Genomic DNA, 17,404 nt, shown 5'->3' with positions numbered 1-17,404 from the left:
GGCCGCCCGGATCATCGGCGCCACCACGTACTCCAAGCTCTCCCCGCTCGTCACCAAGCTCCTCGCCGAAAAGTGAGTGCGGCGAGATGAACCCCACCGACACCGTCCTCAGCGGTTCGCTCATGCTCGCGGCGCCGCTGGCGGTGCTCGCCGGGGTGGTGTCGTTCGTGTCGCCGTGCGTGCTGCCGCTGGTGCCGGGCTACCTGTCGTACGTGACCGGCATGTCCGGCGCCGACCTGGCCGAGCAGCGGCGCGGCCGGCTGCTGGCGGGGGCGGCGCTGTTCATCGCGGGCTTCACCGCGGTGTTCGTGACGGCCGGGGTGGCGTTCGGCGGGCTCGGCCGGTGGCTGCTGGAGTACCAGGACCCGATCACCCGGGTGCTGGGCGCGCTGACCATCGTGTTCGGGCTCGCGTTCATGGGGCTCGTCCCCGGGCTCCAGCGGACCCTGAAGTCGGGCCGGCTGCCGGCCGCCGGGATGGCCGGTGCGCCACTGCTGGGCGTGCTGTTCGGGCTCGGCTGGACGCCCTGCATCGGCCCGACGCTGGCGGCGGTGCAGGCGCTGTCGTTCAGCGAGGCCAGCGCCGGGCGCGGCGCGCTGCTGTCGCTGGCGTACTGCGCCGGGCTCGGCCTGCCGTTCGTCGCCACCGCGCTGGCCTACCGGCGCGCGCTCGGCGCGTTCGGCGCGGTGAAGCGGCACTACGGGCTGGTCATGCGGGTCGGCGGCGGGATGCTCGTCGCCATCGGCGTGCTGCTGGTGACCGGGCTGTGGAGCGACCTGACCATCCAGATGAAGTCGTGGATCGGCGGCTTCGAGACGGTGATTTGAGTATGGCGAAGACGCCGGACGCCGACGTGACGGCGGAGAACGACGCGGCCGCGGACGACCCGGCGGCCGCCGCCGAGGCCGGGACCGAGGCGCCCGCCGAGCGGCAGGCGCCGAAGGAGGTGCCCAAGCCCAGGGGCATGGGCCCGCTGGGCTGGCTCCGCTGGGGCTGGCGGCAGCTCACCACGATGCGGACCGCGCTGATCCTGCTGTTCCTGGTGGCGCTGGGCGCGGTCCCCGGATCGCTGCTGCCGCAGCGCGGGCAGGCCCCCGAGAAGGTCACCGAGTACTTCGAGAAGCACCAGACGCTCGCGCCCTGGTTCGACAGGCTCTCGCTGTTCGACGTGTTCGCCGCGCCGTGGTTCGCGGCCATCTACATCCTGCTGTTCGTGTCGCTGGCCGGATGCGTCATCCCGCGCGCGTTCGTCCACTACAAGGCGATGCGGGCCCGTCCTCCGGCGGCGCCCCGCAACCTCGGCCGGCTCCCGCAGAGCGCCTCGTACGAGACCGACGCCTCCCCCGAGGAGGTGCTCGCCGAGGCCCGCGAGGTGCTGCGCAAGCGCCGCTTCCGCGTGGACGCCGGCGACGGCTCGGTCGCCTCCGAGAAGGGCTACCTCGGCGAGACCGGCAACCTCGTCTTCCACCTCGCGCTGCTGGCGCTGCTGTTCGCGCTCGGGATGGGCAACCTCTTCGGGTACCGCGGCGACGTGCTGATGACCGAGGGCAAGTCGTTCGCCAACTCGCTCGCGCACTACGACCAGTTCGAGCCCGGACGGGCCTTCGACAGCGACGACCTGCCGCCGTTCACGCTGACGATGGACGACTTCACCGCCAAGTACCAGAGCTCCGGCGAGCAGCGCGGGCAGGCGATCGACTACGAGGCCAGGATGCGCTTCCGGGAGACGCCCACCTCCAAGGAGAAGTCGTACCGGCTCAAGGTGAACCACCCGCTCATGGTGGGCGGCGCCAAGGTCTACCTCCTCAACCACGGGTACGCGCCCGTCTTCACCGTCCGTGACGCCAAGGGCGACATCGCCTACAAGGACTCGGTGCCGTTCCTGCCGATGGAGCAGCGCAATTACACCTCCGAGGGCGTCGTCAAGGCGCCCGACGCCGAACCGGACCAGCTCGCGTTCTACGCGATCCTGTGGCCGACCGCGGTGGCGTCCGAGGACGGCAAGCAGATCGTGTCGGCGTTCCCCGCGCCGATCCGGCCGATGGTGACGATCTCCTCGTTCAAGGGCGACATCGGGCTCGACAAGGGCACCCCGCAGTCGGTCTACAAGCTGGAGGGCATCGGCAAGACGCTGCACCCGATCAAGGACGGGCAGAAGCTGCTGGAGCCCGGCGAGACGCTCACGCTGCCGGGGAACGCCGGATCCATCACGTTCGACGGGATGCGCGAATGGGCGGCCCTGTCGGTCAACCACGACCCGGGCCGGATGCCGGCGCTGGTCGCGGCGATCCTCGCGGTCGCCGGGATCGTGGCCTCGTTCATGGTCCGGCGCCGCCGGGTCTGGGTCCGTGCGCGGGCCGGCGAGGGCGGGCGTACCGTGGTCGAGGTCGGGGGGCTCACGCTCGGGCACCCGACCCCGGAGTTCGAGGACATCGTGGCCGCGCTGCGCGGCCCGCAGGAGCCCGGGACCGGCGAGCGGCCCGAGCAGCGCGACGGGGCCGATGCAGGCGCCTCGCCGGCGACCGAGAATAAGGAGTGACGAGGGTGGGAGCCACCGACCTCGCGAACCTGAGCGACAAGCTCATGCTGACGACAGTCGTGCTGTACATCGTCGCGATGGTCTCGTACGCCGCCGACCTCGGCTTCGGCCGGCGCCGCGCGGCCGCCGAAGCGGCGGAGAAGGCGGACGCCGAGGCCGCGGCGAAGACCGAGGCCAAGACGGAGGCCAAGGTGCTCGTCGGCGCCGGCGCCGCGGACGCCCCGGCCGCCGGGTCCGGGACCGTGTCCAAGGAGTCCAAGGACGTCGAGGCCGGCGCCGGCTCCGGCGACGCGGAGGAGACCGGGCGGCGCGTCGAGTGGGCGCGGCTGGCGGTCATGCTGTCCGTGCTCGGCTGGGCCGCGCACATCGGCACGCTGGTGTCGCGCGCGTGGGCCGCCGAACGCTGGCCGTGGGCCAACATGTACGAGTTCCTCACCGCGATCGCGCTGGCCGCGGTGACGGCGTTCCTGTTCGTGATGTGGCGCTACAAGGCGCAGTTCCTCGGCGCGTTCGTCATGCTCGCCGCCGTCGTCGCGCTCGGCGTCGCCAACATCTGGCTGTACGACGGGATCGGCCCGGTCGTCCCGGCGCTGAACTCGTACTGGATCGCCATCCACGTCTCGGCCGCCATCATCGCGACCGGCGCGTTCACCGTCGGCGGCGCCTCGACGATCCTCTACCTCCTCAAGGCGCGCCAGGAGGCCAGGGCGGCCGCGGGCGGCGCCGGCTTCCTGTCGCACCTTCCCGGCGCCGACGCGCTCGACCGGCTGTCGCTGCGGGTCACGATGTTCGCGTTCCCGATCTGGACGGCCGCCATCATCATGGGCGCCATCTGGGCGGACGAGGCCTGGGGCCGCTACTGGGGCTGGGACCCCAAGGAGATCTGGTCGTTCATCACCTGGATCGTGTACGCCGCGTACCTGCACGCCCGCGCCACCGCCGGCTGGAAGGGCCGCAAGGCCGCGATCCTGTCGCTGGTCGGCTTCGCCGCGCTGATGTTCAACTTCTTCGGCGTGAACTACCTGTTCTCGGGCCTGCACTCGTACGCGTAGCGGGGGCGCGCCCTAGTCGTCCTCCTGGAGGCGGCGTTCCAGGTCGCGCAGGAACTCGGGATCGTCGTCGGGGCCCTTCGGGGCCTCGGCGCGCGATCCCGGCCCGGCCGGCGGGCCGCCGCGGGCGGCGGTGCCGCGCACCCGGCCGAGCGCGAGCCACAGCAGCGCGCCGGCCGCGAACCCGAGCAGCACCACGAGGAACCAGCCGAACTTGGGCAGGTGCCGGACGCCGGCCTCGTCGGTGGTGAGAACGTCGAAGAGCGCGAAGAGCCACACTCCGATCAGGACGAGCGAGAGCAGCACGTACGCCATGACTCGAGCGTAGACGGTGACGGGCGGGGATGACGCCGTGTCGGGTGACGGCTTACTCTGCTGCGAGGGTCCTGAGACTTGACGGTACGGGGGCCCGCTGACAGAGGAGCCCGATGCGCTTCAAAGGCATCCACCGCCGGCCGCGCGAGACGAGGGACGCCGCGCTCGCGCCCGCACCGGCCGAGGGCGGGCGGCGCACGGAGCGGCGCACGGAGCGGCGGTGGCTGCGGCCCCGGGTCGGACGGGCCCGCGACCGGTTCGGGCGGTTCCGCCGGATGGTGCGCGACAGCGACCTCGTCCCGGGCACCGACGCCGCGCCCGAGCCTCCCGGTTCCGGGCACCGGCCCGCCGTCGCCGCCGTGCCGCGTGCGCGCGACCACTCCTGGCGCGACTTCGAGCTCGACGACGGCGACGGATTCGACGAGGCGGACGGGTTCGACGGGGCGGGCGGGTTCGCCGACGCGCCCCCGCTCCGCGTGGCGCCGCGCCCGCCCGAGTCGCCGTACCGGGCGGACGGGCGGCGGCACTGCGGCGTCCTGGAGAACGTCCTGCACCGCCAGTGGGACGACCGGCAGGGCCCGCCCACGCCGGAGGTGGTGCGCGCCGTCGACAGCCTGGCCGCGCTGCCGGACCGGCTCAAGGAGCTGCTCGCGGGCGGGCTGGAGGGGATCTACGTCGGGCCCGGCGGCGTGCCGCAGCTCGACGACATGGGGCACCTGCGCGACCGGCCGCTGCCGTCGGGCCGGGCGACCTGGGACATCTGCGCCGGCGCGTACGGCGACGGCAAGATCGTGGTGGGCGACCGGCCGTCGCCGACGCCGGACGTGATGATGCACGAGGTCGGGCACGCGCTCGACGACATCGACGGCGGGGACGCCGGCTGGCGGTCCGACGGCGCCGCGTTCCAGGAGCTGTACGAGCGGTGCAAGCCCCACCTGGCCAGCGAGTTCCACCGGCAGCCCGACGCGCTCGGCCGCCGCGAGTTCTTCGCCGACGCGTTCGCCGCGATCTCCTCCCGGCAGCGGCCCGCGCTGGTCGATATGCTCGCCGGCGACATCCGGGTCGCGCTCGACGTCATGCTCTTCTTCAACCGCAGATACGGGATCTGATGCACCCGGACGACCAGCACCGAAGGTGATCGACGATGTACGTGATCCGGCTACCCGACGGGACGCTCCGGGTCCCCCACAGCGTCCTGGCCGGCTCCGCGGAGGATACGGACGAGGACGCGGACGAAGGGCGGATCATCGCCCAGGCCTACGTGGAGCTGCGTCCCGGAGACCCGGACTACGAGCGCTTCCTGGACGGGTCCGTCACGGAGGAGGAGATGGAGGACACGCGGCGGCGCTGGCGTGACGAGGACGCGGAGCTGGGGCGCGTGTTCGAGGAGTGGAAGGCCGGCCGCGCCGACGAGTGAGACCAGGTGAGGCCGAGTGGGGCCGGGCGAGTGGGGGCCGGCCGAGTGGAGCGGGGCGGGCGGGGAGCCGCGCCGGGCTGGGGGCGCGGCCGCCCGCGCGAACGGTCCGGATAGGGGGACCGGGCGTCCGGCGAGTTCGCGGTGCGGGCCGGCGGGCCGGCGGGCCGACGGGAGACCGTCGGCGGGGCCGTCAGCGGGCGGAGTGCTCGGCGACCGGCTCTTCGCCGCGCAGCAGCGCGTGCACCTCGGACTCGCGGAAGCGGCGGTGCCCGCCGGGCGTGCGAATGCTGCTGATCCGGCCGGCCGCCGCCCATCGCGTGACCGTCTTCGGATCGACCCGGAAGAGGGCGGCGACCTCTCCGGGAGTCAGCAGGCGCTCGCTGGTGCTTTCCACGTTTTCTCTCCCCCTTTGTCCCGCTCTCGGTGCGGGTGGACTGTTTCCTAGTGTGGCGGGTCAAGACCGATTTCTCCCTTGTTTTCGCAAAAGATCACCCACGGTAGTGCCGTGAACAGGGGAGATCACGGGAAGTTAACACGGAATGCGTCGCATCCGTCACATCGGCCCCAGGAGCGATCTTCAGCCCCCGCGGTACGGCGCCCCCCGGCCCTCCCGGCGCCACCCTCCGATACCACCGCATAGGCTCGGAACATGCCGGATCTTGTGTCGCTCGCGGAGATCGAGAAGGCGGCCGAACGGCTCGCCGGCGTGGCGGTCCGCACCCCGTTGGTGCCCTTCCCCCAGGCGGACCCCGAGCGCGAGCCGCAGCTGCTGGTCAAGGCCGAGTCGCTGCAGCCGATCGGCGCGTTCAAGCTGCGCGGCGCGTACGCGACGATCTCGGCGCTGCCCCCGGAGGTCCGCGCCCGCGGCGTCGTCGCGCACTCCAGCGGCAACCACGCGCAGGCGGTCGCGTGGACGGCCCGCGCGCTCGGCGTCCGCGCCGTCCTGGTCGTCCCGCACACCACGCCCGCGGTGAAGGTGGACGCGTGCATCGCGCTCGGCGCTGAGATCGTGTACGTGGAGCCCACGATGGAGGCCCGCGCCGGCACCGCGGAGAAGCTCGCCGAGGCGCACGGCTTCACGCTCGTCCCGCCGTTCGACGACCCGCGGATCATCGCCGGGCAGGGCACCACCGGGCTGGAGATCGTCCAGGACCGCCCGGACACCGAGGTGATCCTCGTCCCGGTCGGCGGCGGCGGGCTCATCGCCGGGATCGCCGCCGCGGTCAAGCGGATCAGCCCGCTGGCCAAGGTGATCGGGGTGGAGCCCGAGCTGGCCGCCGACGCCCGCGCCTCGCTGCTGGCCGGCCGCCCGGTCGCCTGGCCCGCCGAGGACACCGCGCGGACCGGCGCGGACGCGCTGCGCGCCCAGCGGGTCGGCGACCTCACGTTCGCGCACATCCGCGAGCTGGTGGACGGCATCGTCGCGGTGAGCGAGGACGAGATCGAGGCCGCCATGGGCCGGCTGGCCCGCGAGGCCCGCCTGATCGCCGAGCCCGGCGGCGCCGTCGCCACCGCCGCGTTCCTCTACCGGGGCGCCGAACTGCCGCCCGCGCGCACGTACGTCTCCGTGCTGTCCGGAGGGAACGTGGAGCCGTCCGTCCTGGCCCGGATCCTGGCGGCGCAGACCGCCGGGTAGCCTGGAGGCGTCATGCGCTCCGTACTCTTCTACACCGCCGCGCGGTTCATGGTCTTCCTGGTCACGGCCGGGATCCTCTTCCTGTTCGGCGCCCGCGGGCTGCTCCTGCTCGGGCTGGCCGTGCTGATCAGCGGCATCGTCAGCTTCGTCCTGCTGTCGGGGCAGCGCGACGCGATGTCGACCGCGGTCGTCTCCGGGGTACGGGAGCGCCGCCGCAAGTTCGACCAGGCGCGCACCAAAGAAGACGGTTAGCCCCTGAAGCGGGCCCTTCACCCGACTCTTAGGGTGGAGGCATGACCCGCGCTGATCTCGACAAGCAGCCCGCCGACGTGGCGGCCATGTTCGACCGCACCGCCGACCGCTACGACCTGCTCAACAGCCTCATGACCGGGGGGCAGGACCGGCGCTGGCGGCGGGCGGTGGTCCGGGCCGTGGACGCCCGGCCGGGGGAGCGGATCCTCGATCTCGCGGCCGGTACGGGCACCTCGTCGGTGCCGTTCGCCGAGGCCGGCGCCGCCACCGTGGCCTGCGACTTCTCCCTCGGCATGCTGCGGGTCGGGGTGCGCAGGCAGCAGGGCGTCCGGGGACTGCACTTCGTCGCCGGGGACGCGCTGCGGCTGCCTTTCGCGGACGGCTCGTTCGACGCGGTGACCATCTCCTTCGGGCTGCGGAACGTGGCCGACACCGGGGCCGCGCTGCGTGAGCTGCGGCGCGTCGCCAAGCCCGGCGGCCGGCTGCTGGTCTGCGAGGTCAGCCATCCCCCCAACCGGCTGCTGCGTTTCGGGCACCGCACCCATCTGAAGGTGGGGCTGCCGGCGCTGGCGCGGTTCAGTTCCAATCCCGACTCCTACACCTATCTCGCCGAGTCGACGCTCGCCTGGCCCGACCAGGCGGCGCTGGCGCGGCTGATCCAGGCCGCGGGCTGGAGCAGGGTGCGCTGGCGCGACCTCACGTTCGGGGTCGCGGCGATGCACCACGCCGTCAACCCGGGCTGACCCCCAAGCCGGTCCGGACAAGATCGCTGTTTCGGACCGGTCCAAATCCGAGGCGGTCCAGAGGTACACAGCGACCGCCAAGAAGGAATAGACTCCCTCCGGATCCTTGTGAAGTACTTCACAAGCGAACGAGCTAAAGAGGAAAGCAGTGAGCGACACCACCCGGCAGGCAGATGTCATCGTCGTCGGGGCCGGACCCGCCGGGGCCTCCACCGCGTACTGGCTGGCCCAGTCCGGCCTTGACGTGCTGCTGCTGGAAAAGGCCACGTTCCCGCGCGACAAGATCTGTGGCGACGGGCTGACCCCGCGCGCCGTCCGTGCCCTGATCGGCATGGGCGTCGACATCAACGCGCCCGGCTGGGCCCGCAACAAGGGCCTGCGCATCTACGGCGGCGGCGTGAAGGTCGAGCTGCCCTGGCCCGAGCTGGCGAGCTTCCCCGACTACGGCCTGGTCCGCACCCGCATGGACCTCGACCGGCTGCTCGCCGAGCACGCCGCCAAGGCCGGCGCCGAACTCCTCCAGGGCTGCAACGTCACCGCCCCCATCCTCGACGAGCGCACCGACCGCATCGTCGGCGTCCAGGCGCGGTACCAGGGCGAGGACGTCGAGTTCCGCGCCCCGCTCGTGGTCGCCTGCGACGGCAACTCCTCCCGCCTCTCGCTGGCCATGGGCCTGCGCCGGCGCGAGGACCGGCCGATGGGCGTTGCCGTCCGCCGCTACTTCGAGACCCCGCGCCACGACGACGAGTACATGGAGGCCTGGCTCGAACTCTGGGACGGGCAGCGCCTGCTCCCCGGGTACGGCTGGGTCTTCCCGGTCGGCGACGGCACCTCCAACGTCGGCCTCGGCCTGCTCAACACCAGCAAGGCGTTCCAGAACGTCGACTACCGCGGGATGCTCAAGGGCTGGTGCGCGAACATGCCCGAGGAGTGGCGGTTCGACGAGGACCACGCGACCGGCCCCATCCGCGGCGCGGCGCTCCCCATGGGCTTCAACCGGCAGCCGCACTACACCCGCGGCATGCTGCTCGTCGGCGACTCCGGCGGCATGATCAACCCGTTCAACGGCGAGGGCATCGACTACGCCCTGGAGTCCGGGAAGCTGGCCGCCGAGATCATGATCCAGGCGCTCGGCCGCCGCACCCCGGCGCAGCGCGAGCGGACGCTGTACGAGTACCCGCGCATCCTCAAGGACGAGCACGGCGGCTACTTCACCCTCGCCCGCGTCTTCGTGCAGGCCATCGGCGACCCGCGGGTGATGAAGTTCCTCACCGCGCACGGCCTGCCGCACCCGACGCTGATGCGCTTCACCCTCAAGCTGCTGGCCAACCTCACCGACCGCCGCGGCGGCGACGCGATGGACCGCGTCATCAACGCGATGCAGAAGGTGGCGCCTGCGGCATGAGGGTGAGCGAGACCGGCCTCGTGGTCATGCGAGACGTGGGAAGGGGGCGTCTCAGGGCGCCCTGAAGGCAAGCGGGGGCACCTCTTTACCCCCCGAGGGGAGTGCATTTGGTCACCTTGGCTAGGGTGGCGACCCGTGCTCGTGACAGAAGTCACGAGCGTGTAAAGGGTCACGCCGCCGTGGCGCGCCCGTCCGGCGCCGCGCACCGCCCCGCGCGGCGCGTGCCCGGGCGCGCTCCGTACAGCGTCGTACGTTCCGAGGAGAGGCAGTAGAGACATGGATCTCTATGTTCCGATCATCGTGCTGGGGGTGCTCGCCTTCGTCTTCGCGGCCGGGTCGGTGGCCATGGCCGCGCTCACGGGGCCCAAGCGGTGGAACCGGGCGCGCCTCGACGCCTACGAATGCGGTATCGAGCCGACGCCGCAGCCGGTGGGCGGCGGGCGCTTCCCCGTGAAGTACTACCTGACGGCGATGCTCTTCATCGTCTTCGACATTGAGATCATCTTCCTTTACCCCTGGGCCGTCGCCTTCGACCGGATGGGGCTCTTCGGGCTTGTGGAGATGGTCCTGTTCATCCTCACCGTGCTGGTGGCGTACGCCTACATCTGGCGGCGCGGTGGTCTGGAGTGGGACTAATGGGTCTTGAGGAGAAACTCCCCAGCGGCTTCCTGCTGACCACGGTCGAGCAGGTCGCCGGATGGGCGCGCAAGAGCTCGGTCTGGCCAGCCACGTTCGGGCTGGCGTGCTGCGCCATCGAGATGATGGCGACCGGCGACCCGCGGCACGACTTCTCCCGCTGGGGGATGGAACGCGCCTCGGCCACCCCCCGGCAGGCCGACCTGATGATCGTCGCGGGCCGGGTGAGCCAGAAGATGGCCCCCGTCCTGCGGCAGATCTACGACCAGATGACCGAGCCCAAGTGGGTCATCGCGATGGGCGTGTGCGCCTCGTCGGGCGGCATGTTCAACAACTACGCGATCGTGCAGGGCGTCGACCACATCGTCCCCGTGGACATCTACCTGCCCGGCTGCCCGCCGCGGCCGGAGATGCTGCTGGACGCGATCCTGAAGCTGCACGACAAGATCCAGAACACCAAGCTCGGCCCGCAGCGCAAGGCGCAGATCGCCGAGCTGGAGGAGGCCAAGCGCCGGCAGCTGCCGCTGCTCGGCCAGCCGGGAGGTGTCGCGTGAGCTCGCAGCATCCCGAGCAGAAGGCCGAGCAGGCCGCCGACCAGCTGCCCGCGCACTCCGAGGAGGAGCGCAAGGAGCAGCCGATCGCGCGGACGGGCATGTTCGGCGCCAAGACGACCGGCGACACCTCCGGTTACGGCGGACTGGTGGTGCGGCAGAGCCCCAAGGTGTCCTCTCCGCGCCCGTACGGCGGTCCCGAGGGCACCGCCGAGGAGGGCCCGTTCGACGAGGTCGCGAACCAGCTGGAGCGGGCGCTGCCCGACTTCGGCGACGCGATCGAGCGGGTCGTGGTCGACCGCGGCGAGATGACGTTCTTCGTCAAGCGGGAGCGCATCGAGACGGTCGCCCGCACCATGCGGGACGACCCGAAGCTGCGCTTCGAGCTGCTCAGCGGCGTGTCCGGCGTGCACTACCCGCAGGACGCGGGCGCCGAGCTGCACGCCGTCTACCACCTGCTGTCGATCACCCACAACCGGCGGGTGCGGCTGGAGACCACCGCCCCCGACGCCGATCCGCACATCCCGTCGGTCGTCGCGGTGTACCCGACCGCCGACTGGCACGAGCGGGAGACCTACGACTTCTTCGGGATCGTGTTCGACGGGCACCCGGCGCTGACCCGGATCGAGATGCCCGACGACTGGGTCGGCCATCCGCAGCGCAAGGACTACCCCCTCGGCGGCATCCCCGTCGAGTACCGCGGCGCCGAGATCCCGCCGCCGGACGAAAGGAGGTCGTACACGTGAGCCCTGGAGCAAGGTGCACCGTGAGCGGCCGCGCGGCGGCTGGACCGAGGAGCGCAGGGAGCTCGCGACCGGAGCGACGAGGGAAGCCGTCGCGTGAAAGCGGCCGCGAACCGGCGAGCGGAGCGAGCCCGAGGAGCACAGCGTGAGCCCATCGACGAAGTACACCGAGTACGACGCGTACGCGGCCGACGAGGCGGCGGAGGGCAAGGTCTTCGACGTCTCCGGCCAGGACTGGGACCAGGTCGTCGCGGGCGCCGAGGACCTCGGCGACGAGCGGCTGGTCGTCAACATGGGGCCGCAGCACCCGTCCACGCACGGCGTGCTCCGGATCATCCTGACGCTCGACGGCGAGACGGTGAACGAGGCCCGCGTGGGCATCGGCTACCTGCACACCGGCATCGAGAAGAACATGGAGTTCCGGACCTGGACCCAGGGCACCACGTTCTGCACCCGGATGGACTACCTGGCGCCGATCTTCAACGAGACGGCGTACTGCCTGGGCGTGGAGCGGCTGCTGGGGATCGAGGACCGGATCCCGGAGCGGGCCCAGATCATCCGCGTGATGATGATGGAGCTCAACCGGATCTCCTCGCACCTGGTCGCGATCGCCACGTTCGGCCTCGAGCTGGGCGCGACCACGGTGATGCTGAACGGCTTCATCGAGCGCGAGTACACCCTCGACCTGTTCGAGGAGATCACCGGCCTGCGGATGAACATGGCGTACGTCCGGCCGGGCGGTGTCGCGCAGGACCTGCCGAGCGGCGCGATCAGCAAGATCGAGGACTATCTGGAGCGGATGCCGAAGCGCCTCCAGGCGCTGCGCAAGCTGATGGACGCCAACCCGGTCTACCTGGCGCGGACGAAGGACGTCGCGTACCTGGACCTGACCGGCTGCATGGCGCTGGGCATCACCGGCCCGGTGCTGCGCGCGACCGGCATCCCGTGGGACCTGCGCAAGTCACAGCCCTACTGCGGTTACGAGACGTACGACTTCGAGACCGCCACCGAGACCGGCAGCGACGTGTACGCCCGCTATCTCGTCCGCATGACGGAGATGGAGGAGTCGCTGAAGATCGTCCGGCAGTGCGTGGACCGGCTGCGCGGGTCCAAGGGCCCGGTGATGATCGAGGACAAGAAGATCGGCTGGCCGGCGCAGCTGGCGATCGGCGCGGACGGCATGGGCAACTCGCCCCGGCACATCGCGCACATCATGGGCACCTCGATGGAGGCCCTGATCCACCACTTCAAGCTGGTGACCGAGGGCTTCCGGGTGCCGGCCGGGCAGGCGTACGTGCCGATCGAGTCGCCGCGCGGCGAGATGGCGGCGCACGTGGTGAGCGACGGCGGGACGCGCCCGTTCCGGGTGCACTTCCGCGACCCGTCGTTCACGAACCTGCAGGCCGTGCCGGCGATGTGCGAGGGCGGGATGATCGCCGACGTGATCGCGGCGGTCGCGAGTCTCGACCCGGTGATGGGGGGTGTGGACCGATGACGGTTCCGGACACGAACAGGCAGGTGCCGGTGGCCGCGCCGGTGGTCCCGGAGAAGGTCGAACCCTTCGACCCGGCGGTGCGCGAGCGGCTGGAGCGGGACGCCAAGGAGATCATCGCCCGCTATCCCAAGCCGCGCTCGGCGCTGCTGCCGATGCTGCACCTGGTGCAGTCCGAGGACGGGTACGTCTCGCAGCGCGGGATCGACTTCTGCGCCGAGCAGCTGGGCATCACGTCCGCGCAGGTCACGGGCGTCGCGACGTTCTACACGATGTACAAGCGCGAGCCGGTCGGCGAGTACCACGTCGGCGTCTGCATCAACACGCTCTGCGCCGTCATGGGCGGCGACCAGATCTGGAGCGAGCTGAGCGACCATCTGGGCGTCGGCCACGACGAGGCGACCCCGGACGGCAAGGTCAGCCTGGAGCGGATCGAGTGCAACGCGGCGTGCGACTTCGCGCCGGTGATGACGGTCAACTGGGAGTTCTTCGACGACATGACTCCCGAGAAGGCCAGGGCGCTGGTGGACGACCTCCGCGCCGGTAAGCAAGTGCTTCCTTCGCGGGGCCCGTCGTCGCTGTGCTCGTGGAAGGACGCCAGCCGCGTGCTGGCCGGATTCCCCGACGGGCGCGCGCACGAGGGCCTCCAGGCGGGGCCGCAGTCGCTCGTCGGCCTGGAGCTGGCCAAGCAGCGCGGCTGGGAGGCGCCCGCCACGGACGCCGACCGTCCGGCGCCGCACGAGCCGGTGAAGCCGGGAGAGGTCACCGACCCGCCGCCGAACGAGCCCGGCAAGCCCATCGGCGGCCAGGTCAAGCCCGGTACGCAGGAGGGCCGCAACCAATGACCACGCTCACCCCCATCCTGACGAAGGAATGGGACAAGGCCGACTCGTTCACCCGCGAGGGGTACGAGCGCGCGGGCGGCTACCGCGCCCTGCGCACGGCGCTGGCCATGCCGCCGGACGACATCATCCAGGCCGTCAAGGACTCCGGCCTCCGCGGCCGCGGCGGCGCGGGCTTCCCCACCGGCATGAAGTGGGGCTTCATCCCGCAGGACGGCAAGCCGCACTACCTGGTGGTGAACGCCGACGAGTCCGAGCCGGGCACGTGCAAGGACATCCCGCTGATGATGGCCAACCCGCACGTGCTCATCGAGGGCATCGTCATCAGCTCGTTCGCGATCCGCGCCAACCACGCGTTCATCTACGTGCGCGGCGAGGTGCTGCACGTCATCCGCCGGCTCCAGCAGGCGGTCGCCGAGGCGTACGAGGCCGGCTACCTGGGCCGCGACATCCTCGGCTCCGGCTTCGACCTGGAGCTGGTCGTGCACAGCGGCGCCGGCGCGTACATCTGCGGCGAGGAGACCGCCCTCCTCGACTCGCTGGAGGGGTATCGCGGCCAACCGAGGCTGAAGCCTCCCTTCCCTGCCGTCGCGGGCCTGTACGGCGGGCCCACTGTCATCAACAACGTCGAGTCGATCTCCTCGGTTCCCTCGATCGTCGAGAACGGCGCCGACTGGTTCGCGGCGATGGGCACCGAGAAGTCCCAGGGGTACGGGATCTTCTCGCTGTCCGGGCACGTGACCAAGCCGGGGCAGTACGAGGCGCCGCTGGGCATCACGCTGCGCGAGCTGCTCGACATGGCGGGCGGGATCCGGAGCGGGCACCGGCTGAAGTTCTGGACGCCGGGCGGCTCGTCCACCCCGATCTTCACCGACGAGCACCTGGACGTTCCGCTGGACTTCGAGTCGGTGGGGGCGGCCGGGTCCATGCTCGGCACCCGTGCCCTCCAGATCTTCGACGAGACGACCTGCGTCGTCCGCGCGGTGCTGCGCTGGTCGGAGTTCTACGCGCACGAGTCGTGCGGCAAGTGCACGCCGTGCCGCGAAGGCACGTACTGGTACAAGCAGATGCTCAAGCGGCTGGAGGCCGGGCAGGGCGAGGAGAAGGACCTGGAGACCCTCCTGGACCTGTCCGACAACATCCTCGGCCGGTCGTTCTGCGCGCTCGGCGACGGTGCGACGAGCCCGGTGGTCTCGTCCATCAAGCTCTTCCGCGACGAGTACCTCCAGCACTTCGAGCAGGGCGGCTGTCCGTTCGACCCGGCCGCCTCCACCCTCTGGGGAGGTGGGAGCAAGTGACCGCGACCAAGCCCGAGGCGCCCGTCGAGAAGCGCGAGGACATGGTCCAGGTGACCATCGACGGCTTCGAGATCGAGGTCCCGAAGGGCACACTGATCATCCGGGCCGCCGAGCTGCTGGGCATCCAGATCCCGCGGTTCTGCGACCACCCGCTGCTCGACCCGATCGGGGCCTGCCGGCAGTGCCTGGTGGAGATCCCCGACGCCGGGAACGGCCGCGGGATGCCCAAGCCGCAGGCGTCCTGCACCACGACCGTGATGCCCGGCATGGTGATCAAGACCCAGCTCACCTCGCCGGTCGCCGACAAGGCGCAGCACGGCGTGATGGAGCTGCTGCTGATCAACCACCCGCTGGACTGCCCGGTCTGCGACAAGGGCGGCGAGTGCCCGCTGCAGAACCAGGCGATGTCGAACGGCCAGGGCGAGTCCCGGTTCACCGAGGCCAAGCGGACGTTCCCCAAGCCGATCCCGCTGTCCAGCCAGGTGCTGCTCGACCGCGAGCGCTGCATCCAGTGCGCCCGCTGTACCCGGTTCTCCGACCAGATCGCCGGTGACGCGTTCATCGACCTGTTCGAGCGCGGCGCCAAGGAGCAGGTCGGCGCTGCGGACGGCAAGCCGTTCCAGTCCTACTTCTCCGGCAACACGGTGCAGATCTGCCCGGTCGGCGCGCTGACCGGCGCGGCGTACCGGTTCCGGTCGCGGCCGTTCGACCTGATCTCGACGCCGAGCACGTGCGAGCACTGCGCGGGCGGCTGCGCGCTCCGCACCGACCACCGGCGCGGCCGGGTCACCCGGCGGCTGGCCGGCGACGACCCGCAGGTGAACGAGGAGTGGAACTGCGACAAGGGCCGGTGGGCGTTCACCTACGCCACCCAGCCCGACCGGCTGACGCACCCGCTCGTCCGGAACGAGGACGGCGTCCTGGAGACCGCGTCCTGGCCCGAGGCGCTGACCATCGCCGCCCGCGGCCTGGCCCGCGGCAAGGCGAAGGGCGCCGGGGTGCTGACCGGCGGCCGGGTGACGCTGGAGGACGCGTACGCGTACGCCAAGTTCGCCCGGATCGCGCTCGGCACCAACGACATCGACTTCCGGGCGCGGGCCCACTCGGCCGAGGAGGCCGAGTTCCTCGCCTCGTCGGTGGCGGGCCGCCCGATCGAGGTCACCTACTCCGACCTGGAGAAGGCGCCCGCGGTGCTGCTCGCCGGCCTGGAGCCGGAGGAGGAGTCGGCGATCGTCTTCCTGCGGCTGCGCAAGGCGTACCGCAAGAAGGGCCTGAAGGTCTTCTCGGTGGCGCCGTTCGCCACCCGGGGCCTGGAGAAGATGGGCGGCACGCTCATCCCGTCGCTGCCGGGGGCCGAGGCCGAGGCGCTCGGCTCGCTGGTCGCCGACGGCGCGCGGACGCCCGCGCGCGAGGCGCTGGAGTCGTCCGGGGCGGTGATCCTGGTCGGCGAGCGGCTGGCCGGCAGCCCCGGCGCGCTGTCCAGCGCGGTCCGGCTGGCGCAGGTCACCGGCGCCCGGCTGGCCTGGGTGCCGCGCCGGGCCGGGGAGCGCGGCGCGATCGAGGCCGGGGCGCTGCCCGGGCTGCTGCCGATCGGCCGCCCGGTCGCCGACCCCGCCGCCCGCGCCGAGGTCGCCCGCGCCTGGGCGGTGTCCGACCTGCCCGCCGCCCCCGGCCGGGACGGCGCCGCGATCGTCGCGGCCGGTGCCGCCGGCGAGCTCGGCGCGCTGCTGGTCGGCGGTGTCGACCCGTACGACCTGCCCGACCCCGAGGCGATGCTGGCGGCGCTGGAGGCCACCCCGTTCGTGGTGAGCCTGGAGCAGCGGGTCAGCGCGGTCACCGACCGCGCCGACGTGGTGCTGCCGGTCGCGGCCGTCGCGGAGAAGTCCGGGACGTTCGTCGACTGGGAGGGCCGCGGCCGCCCGTTCGACACCGTGCTGAAGTCCGCCGGGACGATGTCCGACCTGCGGGTGCTGAACGCGCTGGCCGGCGAGCTGGACGTGCACCTGGGCCTGCCGGGGCCGGAGGCCGCCAAGCGCGAGCTGTCCGACCTGGGCGCGTACCGGGGCGAGCGTCCCGCGGCGCCGAGCGCGACGCTGGGCGCCACGCCGCAGCCGGGCAGCGGCGAGGCGCTGCTGGCCAGCTGGCGGCTGCTGCTCGACCGCGGCCGGATGCAGGACGGCGAGCCCTACCTGGCCGGCACGGCCAAGCCCGCGGTGGCCCGGCTCTCGCCCGCCACGGCCCGCGAGATCGGCGCCGTCGGGACGGGCGCCGGCGACACCGGAACGGTCGCGACCGTCACGACCGGGACGGTCACCGTCACGGTCACCGCGGCGCGCGGCGCGGTGACGCTCCCGCTGGAGATCACCCCGGACCTGCCGGACCGCGTGGTCTGGCTGCCGGGCGACTCCGCGGGCTGCTCGCTGTACCGCGACCTGGGCGTGACCGCCGGCAGCGTGGTCAAGATCTCCACCGGAGGCGCGTCATGA

At 71.9% G+C, this 17,404-nt stretch carries 18 protein-coding genes; 16 read left to right on the top strand and 2 right to left on the bottom strand.

All coding sequences use genetic code 11. The features are described 5' to 3' along the window. The first annotated feature begins 86 nt into the window (after positions 1–86). Genes AB0881_RS30780 through ccsB form a run of 3 tightly spaced genes read left to right on the top strand, consistent with a single transcriptional unit; the run spans position 87 to position 3,591 of the window. Positions 87–827 carry a cytochrome c biogenesis protein CcdA gene (locus AB0881_RS30780; protein ID WP_366622513.1) on the top strand — a complete coding sequence of 247 codons (741 nt, stop codon included), beginning with the start codon at positions 87–89 and terminating at the stop codon, positions 825–827. A gap of 2 nt (positions 828–829) precedes the next feature. Then, positions 830–2,539 carry a cytochrome c biogenesis protein ResB gene (locus tag AB0881_RS30775; protein ID WP_366622511.1) on the top strand — a complete coding sequence of 570 codons (1,710 nt, stop codon included), beginning with the start codon at positions 830–832 and terminating at the stop codon, positions 2,537–2,539. 5 nt (positions 2,540–2,544) lie between these two features. Continuing rightward, positions 2,545–3,591 carry a c-type cytochrome biogenesis protein CcsB gene (ccsB, locus tag AB0881_RS30770; protein WP_366622509.1) on the top strand — a complete coding sequence of 349 codons (1,047 nt, stop codon included), beginning with the start codon at positions 2,545–2,547 and terminating at the stop codon, positions 3,589–3,591. A 12-nt stretch (positions 3,592–3,603) separates the two neighbouring features. On the opposite strand, the gene AB0881_RS30765 is transcribed toward ccsB, so the two are convergent. Beyond that, positions 3,604–3,903 carry a PLDc N-terminal domain-containing protein gene (locus AB0881_RS30765; RefSeq protein WP_366622507.1) on the bottom strand — a complete coding sequence of 100 codons (300 nt, stop codon included), beginning with the start codon at positions 3,901–3,903 and terminating at the stop codon, positions 3,604–3,606. A 113-nt stretch (positions 3,904–4,016) separates the two neighbouring features. Here AB0881_RS30765 and AB0881_RS30760 point away from each other — a divergent pair, with 113 nt between their 5' ends. Beyond that, the gene (locus AB0881_RS30760; protein ID WP_366622505.1) at positions 4,017–5,012 is read left to right on the top strand and encodes a hypothetical protein; all 996 of its coding nucleotides are present in this window, start codon (positions 4,017–4,019) and stop codon (positions 5,010–5,012) included. Positions 5,013–5,047: 35 nt separating this feature from the next. Then, a complete protein-coding gene (locus AB0881_RS30755; RefSeq protein ID WP_366622503.1) occupies positions 5,048–5,320 on the top strand; it encodes a hypothetical protein in 273 nt (90 codons plus the stop codon). 190 nt (positions 5,321–5,510) lie between these two features. Here AB0881_RS30755 and AB0881_RS30750 read toward each other — a convergent pair whose 3' ends face one another. Then, positions 5,511–5,714, bottom strand: coding sequence for a BldC family transcriptional regulator (locus AB0881_RS30750; RefSeq protein WP_021593176.1), 204 nt, complete (start codon positions 5,712–5,714; stop codon positions 5,511–5,513). 255 nt (positions 5,715–5,969) lie between these two features. On the opposite strand from AB0881_RS30750, the gene AB0881_RS30745 reads away from it, so the two are divergent. The 11 genes from AB0881_RS30745 (at position 5,970) to AB0881_RS30695 (ending at position 17,404) form a co-directional block, all read left to right on the top strand. Then, entirely contained in the window at positions 5,970–6,956 is a 987-nt protein-coding gene (locus tag AB0881_RS30745) for a threonine/serine dehydratase (protein ID WP_366622500.1), read from the top strand. Between the two features lie 12 nt (positions 6,957–6,968). Next, complete coding sequence (locus tag AB0881_RS30740) at positions 6,969–7,208, top strand: DUF4229 domain-containing protein (protein ID WP_366622498.1); 240 nt, start codon at positions 6,969–6,971, stop codon at positions 7,206–7,208. 41 nt (positions 7,209–7,249) lie between these two features. Then, positions 7,250–7,951 (top strand): demethylmenaquinone methyltransferase, encoded by a 702-nt coding sequence (locus AB0881_RS30735; RefSeq protein ID WP_366622496.1) that lies wholly within the window; start codon positions 7,250–7,252, stop codon positions 7,949–7,951. 148 nt (positions 7,952–8,099) lie between these two features. After that, a complete protein-coding gene (locus AB0881_RS30730; protein ID WP_366622494.1) occupies positions 8,100–9,356 on the top strand; it encodes a geranylgeranyl reductase family protein in 1,257 nt (418 codons plus the stop codon). A gap of 276 nt (positions 9,357–9,632) precedes the next feature. Further along, the gene (locus AB0881_RS30725; protein ID WP_366622492.1) at positions 9,633–9,992 is read left to right on the top strand and encodes an NADH-quinone oxidoreductase subunit A; all 360 of its coding nucleotides are present in this window, start codon (positions 9,633–9,635) and stop codon (positions 9,990–9,992) included. Then, positions 9,992–10,546 (top strand): NADH-quinone oxidoreductase subunit B family protein, encoded by a 555-nt coding sequence (locus AB0881_RS30720; protein ID WP_366622490.1) that lies wholly within the window; start codon positions 9,992–9,994, stop codon positions 10,544–10,546. Before AB0881_RS30725 ends, AB0881_RS30720 begins: the two co-directional genes overlap by 1 nt. Then, positions 10,543–11,289: an NADH-quinone oxidoreductase subunit C gene (locus AB0881_RS30715; RefSeq protein WP_366622488.1), complete on the top strand. Its 747-nt coding sequence runs from the start codon at positions 10,543–10,545 to the stop codon at positions 11,287–11,289. Before AB0881_RS30720 ends, AB0881_RS30715 begins: the two co-directional genes overlap by 4 nt. 142 nt (positions 11,290–11,431) lie before the next feature. After that, on the top strand, positions 11,432–12,781 hold the full coding sequence (locus tag AB0881_RS30710) for an NADH-quinone oxidoreductase subunit D (RefSeq protein WP_366622487.1): 1,350 nt from the start codon (positions 11,432–11,434) through the stop codon (positions 12,779–12,781). Continuing rightward, positions 12,778–13,623 (top strand): NADH-quinone oxidoreductase subunit NuoE, encoded by an 846-nt coding sequence (gene nuoE / locus AB0881_RS30705; protein ID WP_366622485.1) that lies wholly within the window; start codon positions 12,778–12,780, stop codon positions 13,621–13,623. The genes AB0881_RS30710 and nuoE overlap by 4 nt, the downstream gene beginning before the upstream one ends. Further along, on the top strand, positions 13,620–14,918 hold the full coding sequence (gene nuoF / locus AB0881_RS30700; RefSeq protein WP_366622483.1) for an NADH-quinone oxidoreductase subunit NuoF: 1,299 nt from the start codon (positions 13,620–13,622) through the stop codon (positions 14,916–14,918). The genes nuoE and nuoF overlap by 4 nt, the downstream gene beginning before the upstream one ends. Further along, positions 14,915–17,404: an NADH-quinone oxidoreductase subunit G gene (locus AB0881_RS30695; RefSeq protein WP_366622481.1), complete on the top strand. Its 2,490-nt coding sequence runs from the start codon at positions 14,915–14,917 to the stop codon at positions 17,402–17,404. The genes nuoF and AB0881_RS30695 overlap by 4 nt, the downstream gene beginning before the upstream one ends.

The organism is Spirillospora sp. NPDC029432, from assembly GCF_040703975.1.
Taxonomy (GTDB): Bacteria; Actinomycetota; Actinomycetes; order Streptosporangiales; family Streptosporangiaceae; genus Spirillospora.
This window is presented reverse-complemented; position numbering and strand designations above follow the sequence as displayed.

What these genes read in the sequence shown, in the direction of transcription:
- AB0881_RS30780 (WP_366622513.1), top strand. Translation starts at nt 87, where the DNA reads ATGAACCCCACCGACACCGTCCTCAGCGGTTCGCTCATGCTCGCGGCG.
- AB0881_RS30775 (WP_366622511.1), top strand. Translation starts at nt 830, where the DNA reads ATGGCGAAGACGCCGGACGCCGACGTGACGGCGGAGAACGACGCGGCC.
- AB0881_RS30765 (WP_366622507.1), bottom strand. Translation starts at nt 3,903, where the DNA reads ATGGCGTACGTGCTGCTCTCGCTCGTCCTGATCGGAGTGTGGCTCTTC.
- AB0881_RS30760 (WP_366622505.1), top strand. Translation starts at nt 4,017, where the DNA reads ATGCGCTTCAAAGGCATCCACCGCCGGCCGCGCGAGACGAGGGACGCC.
- AB0881_RS30755 (WP_366622503.1), top strand. Translation starts at nt 5,048, where the DNA reads ATGTACGTGATCCGGCTACCCGACGGGACGCTCCGGGTCCCCCACAGC.
- AB0881_RS30745 (WP_366622500.1), top strand. Translation starts at nt 5,970, where the DNA reads ATGCCGGATCTTGTGTCGCTCGCGGAGATCGAGAAGGCGGCCGAACGG.
- AB0881_RS30740 (WP_366622498.1), top strand. Translation starts at nt 6,969, where the DNA reads ATGCGCTCCGTACTCTTCTACACCGCCGCGCGGTTCATGGTCTTCCTG.
- AB0881_RS30735 (WP_366622496.1), top strand. Translation starts at nt 7,250, where the DNA reads ATGACCCGCGCTGATCTCGACAAGCAGCCCGCCGACGTGGCGGCCATG.
- AB0881_RS30725 (WP_366622492.1), top strand. Translation starts at nt 9,633, where the DNA reads ATGGATCTCTATGTTCCGATCATCGTGCTGGGGGTGCTCGCCTTCGTC.
- AB0881_RS30720 (WP_366622490.1), top strand. Translation starts at nt 9,992, where the DNA reads ATGGGTCTTGAGGAGAAACTCCCCAGCGGCTTCCTGCTGACCACGGTC.
- nuoE (WP_366622485.1), top strand. Translation starts at nt 12,778, where the DNA reads ATGACGGTTCCGGACACGAACAGGCAGGTGCCGGTGGCCGCGCCGGTG.
- nuoF (WP_366622483.1), top strand. Translation starts at nt 13,620, where the DNA reads ATGACCACGCTCACCCCCATCCTGACGAAGGAATGGGACAAGGCCGAC.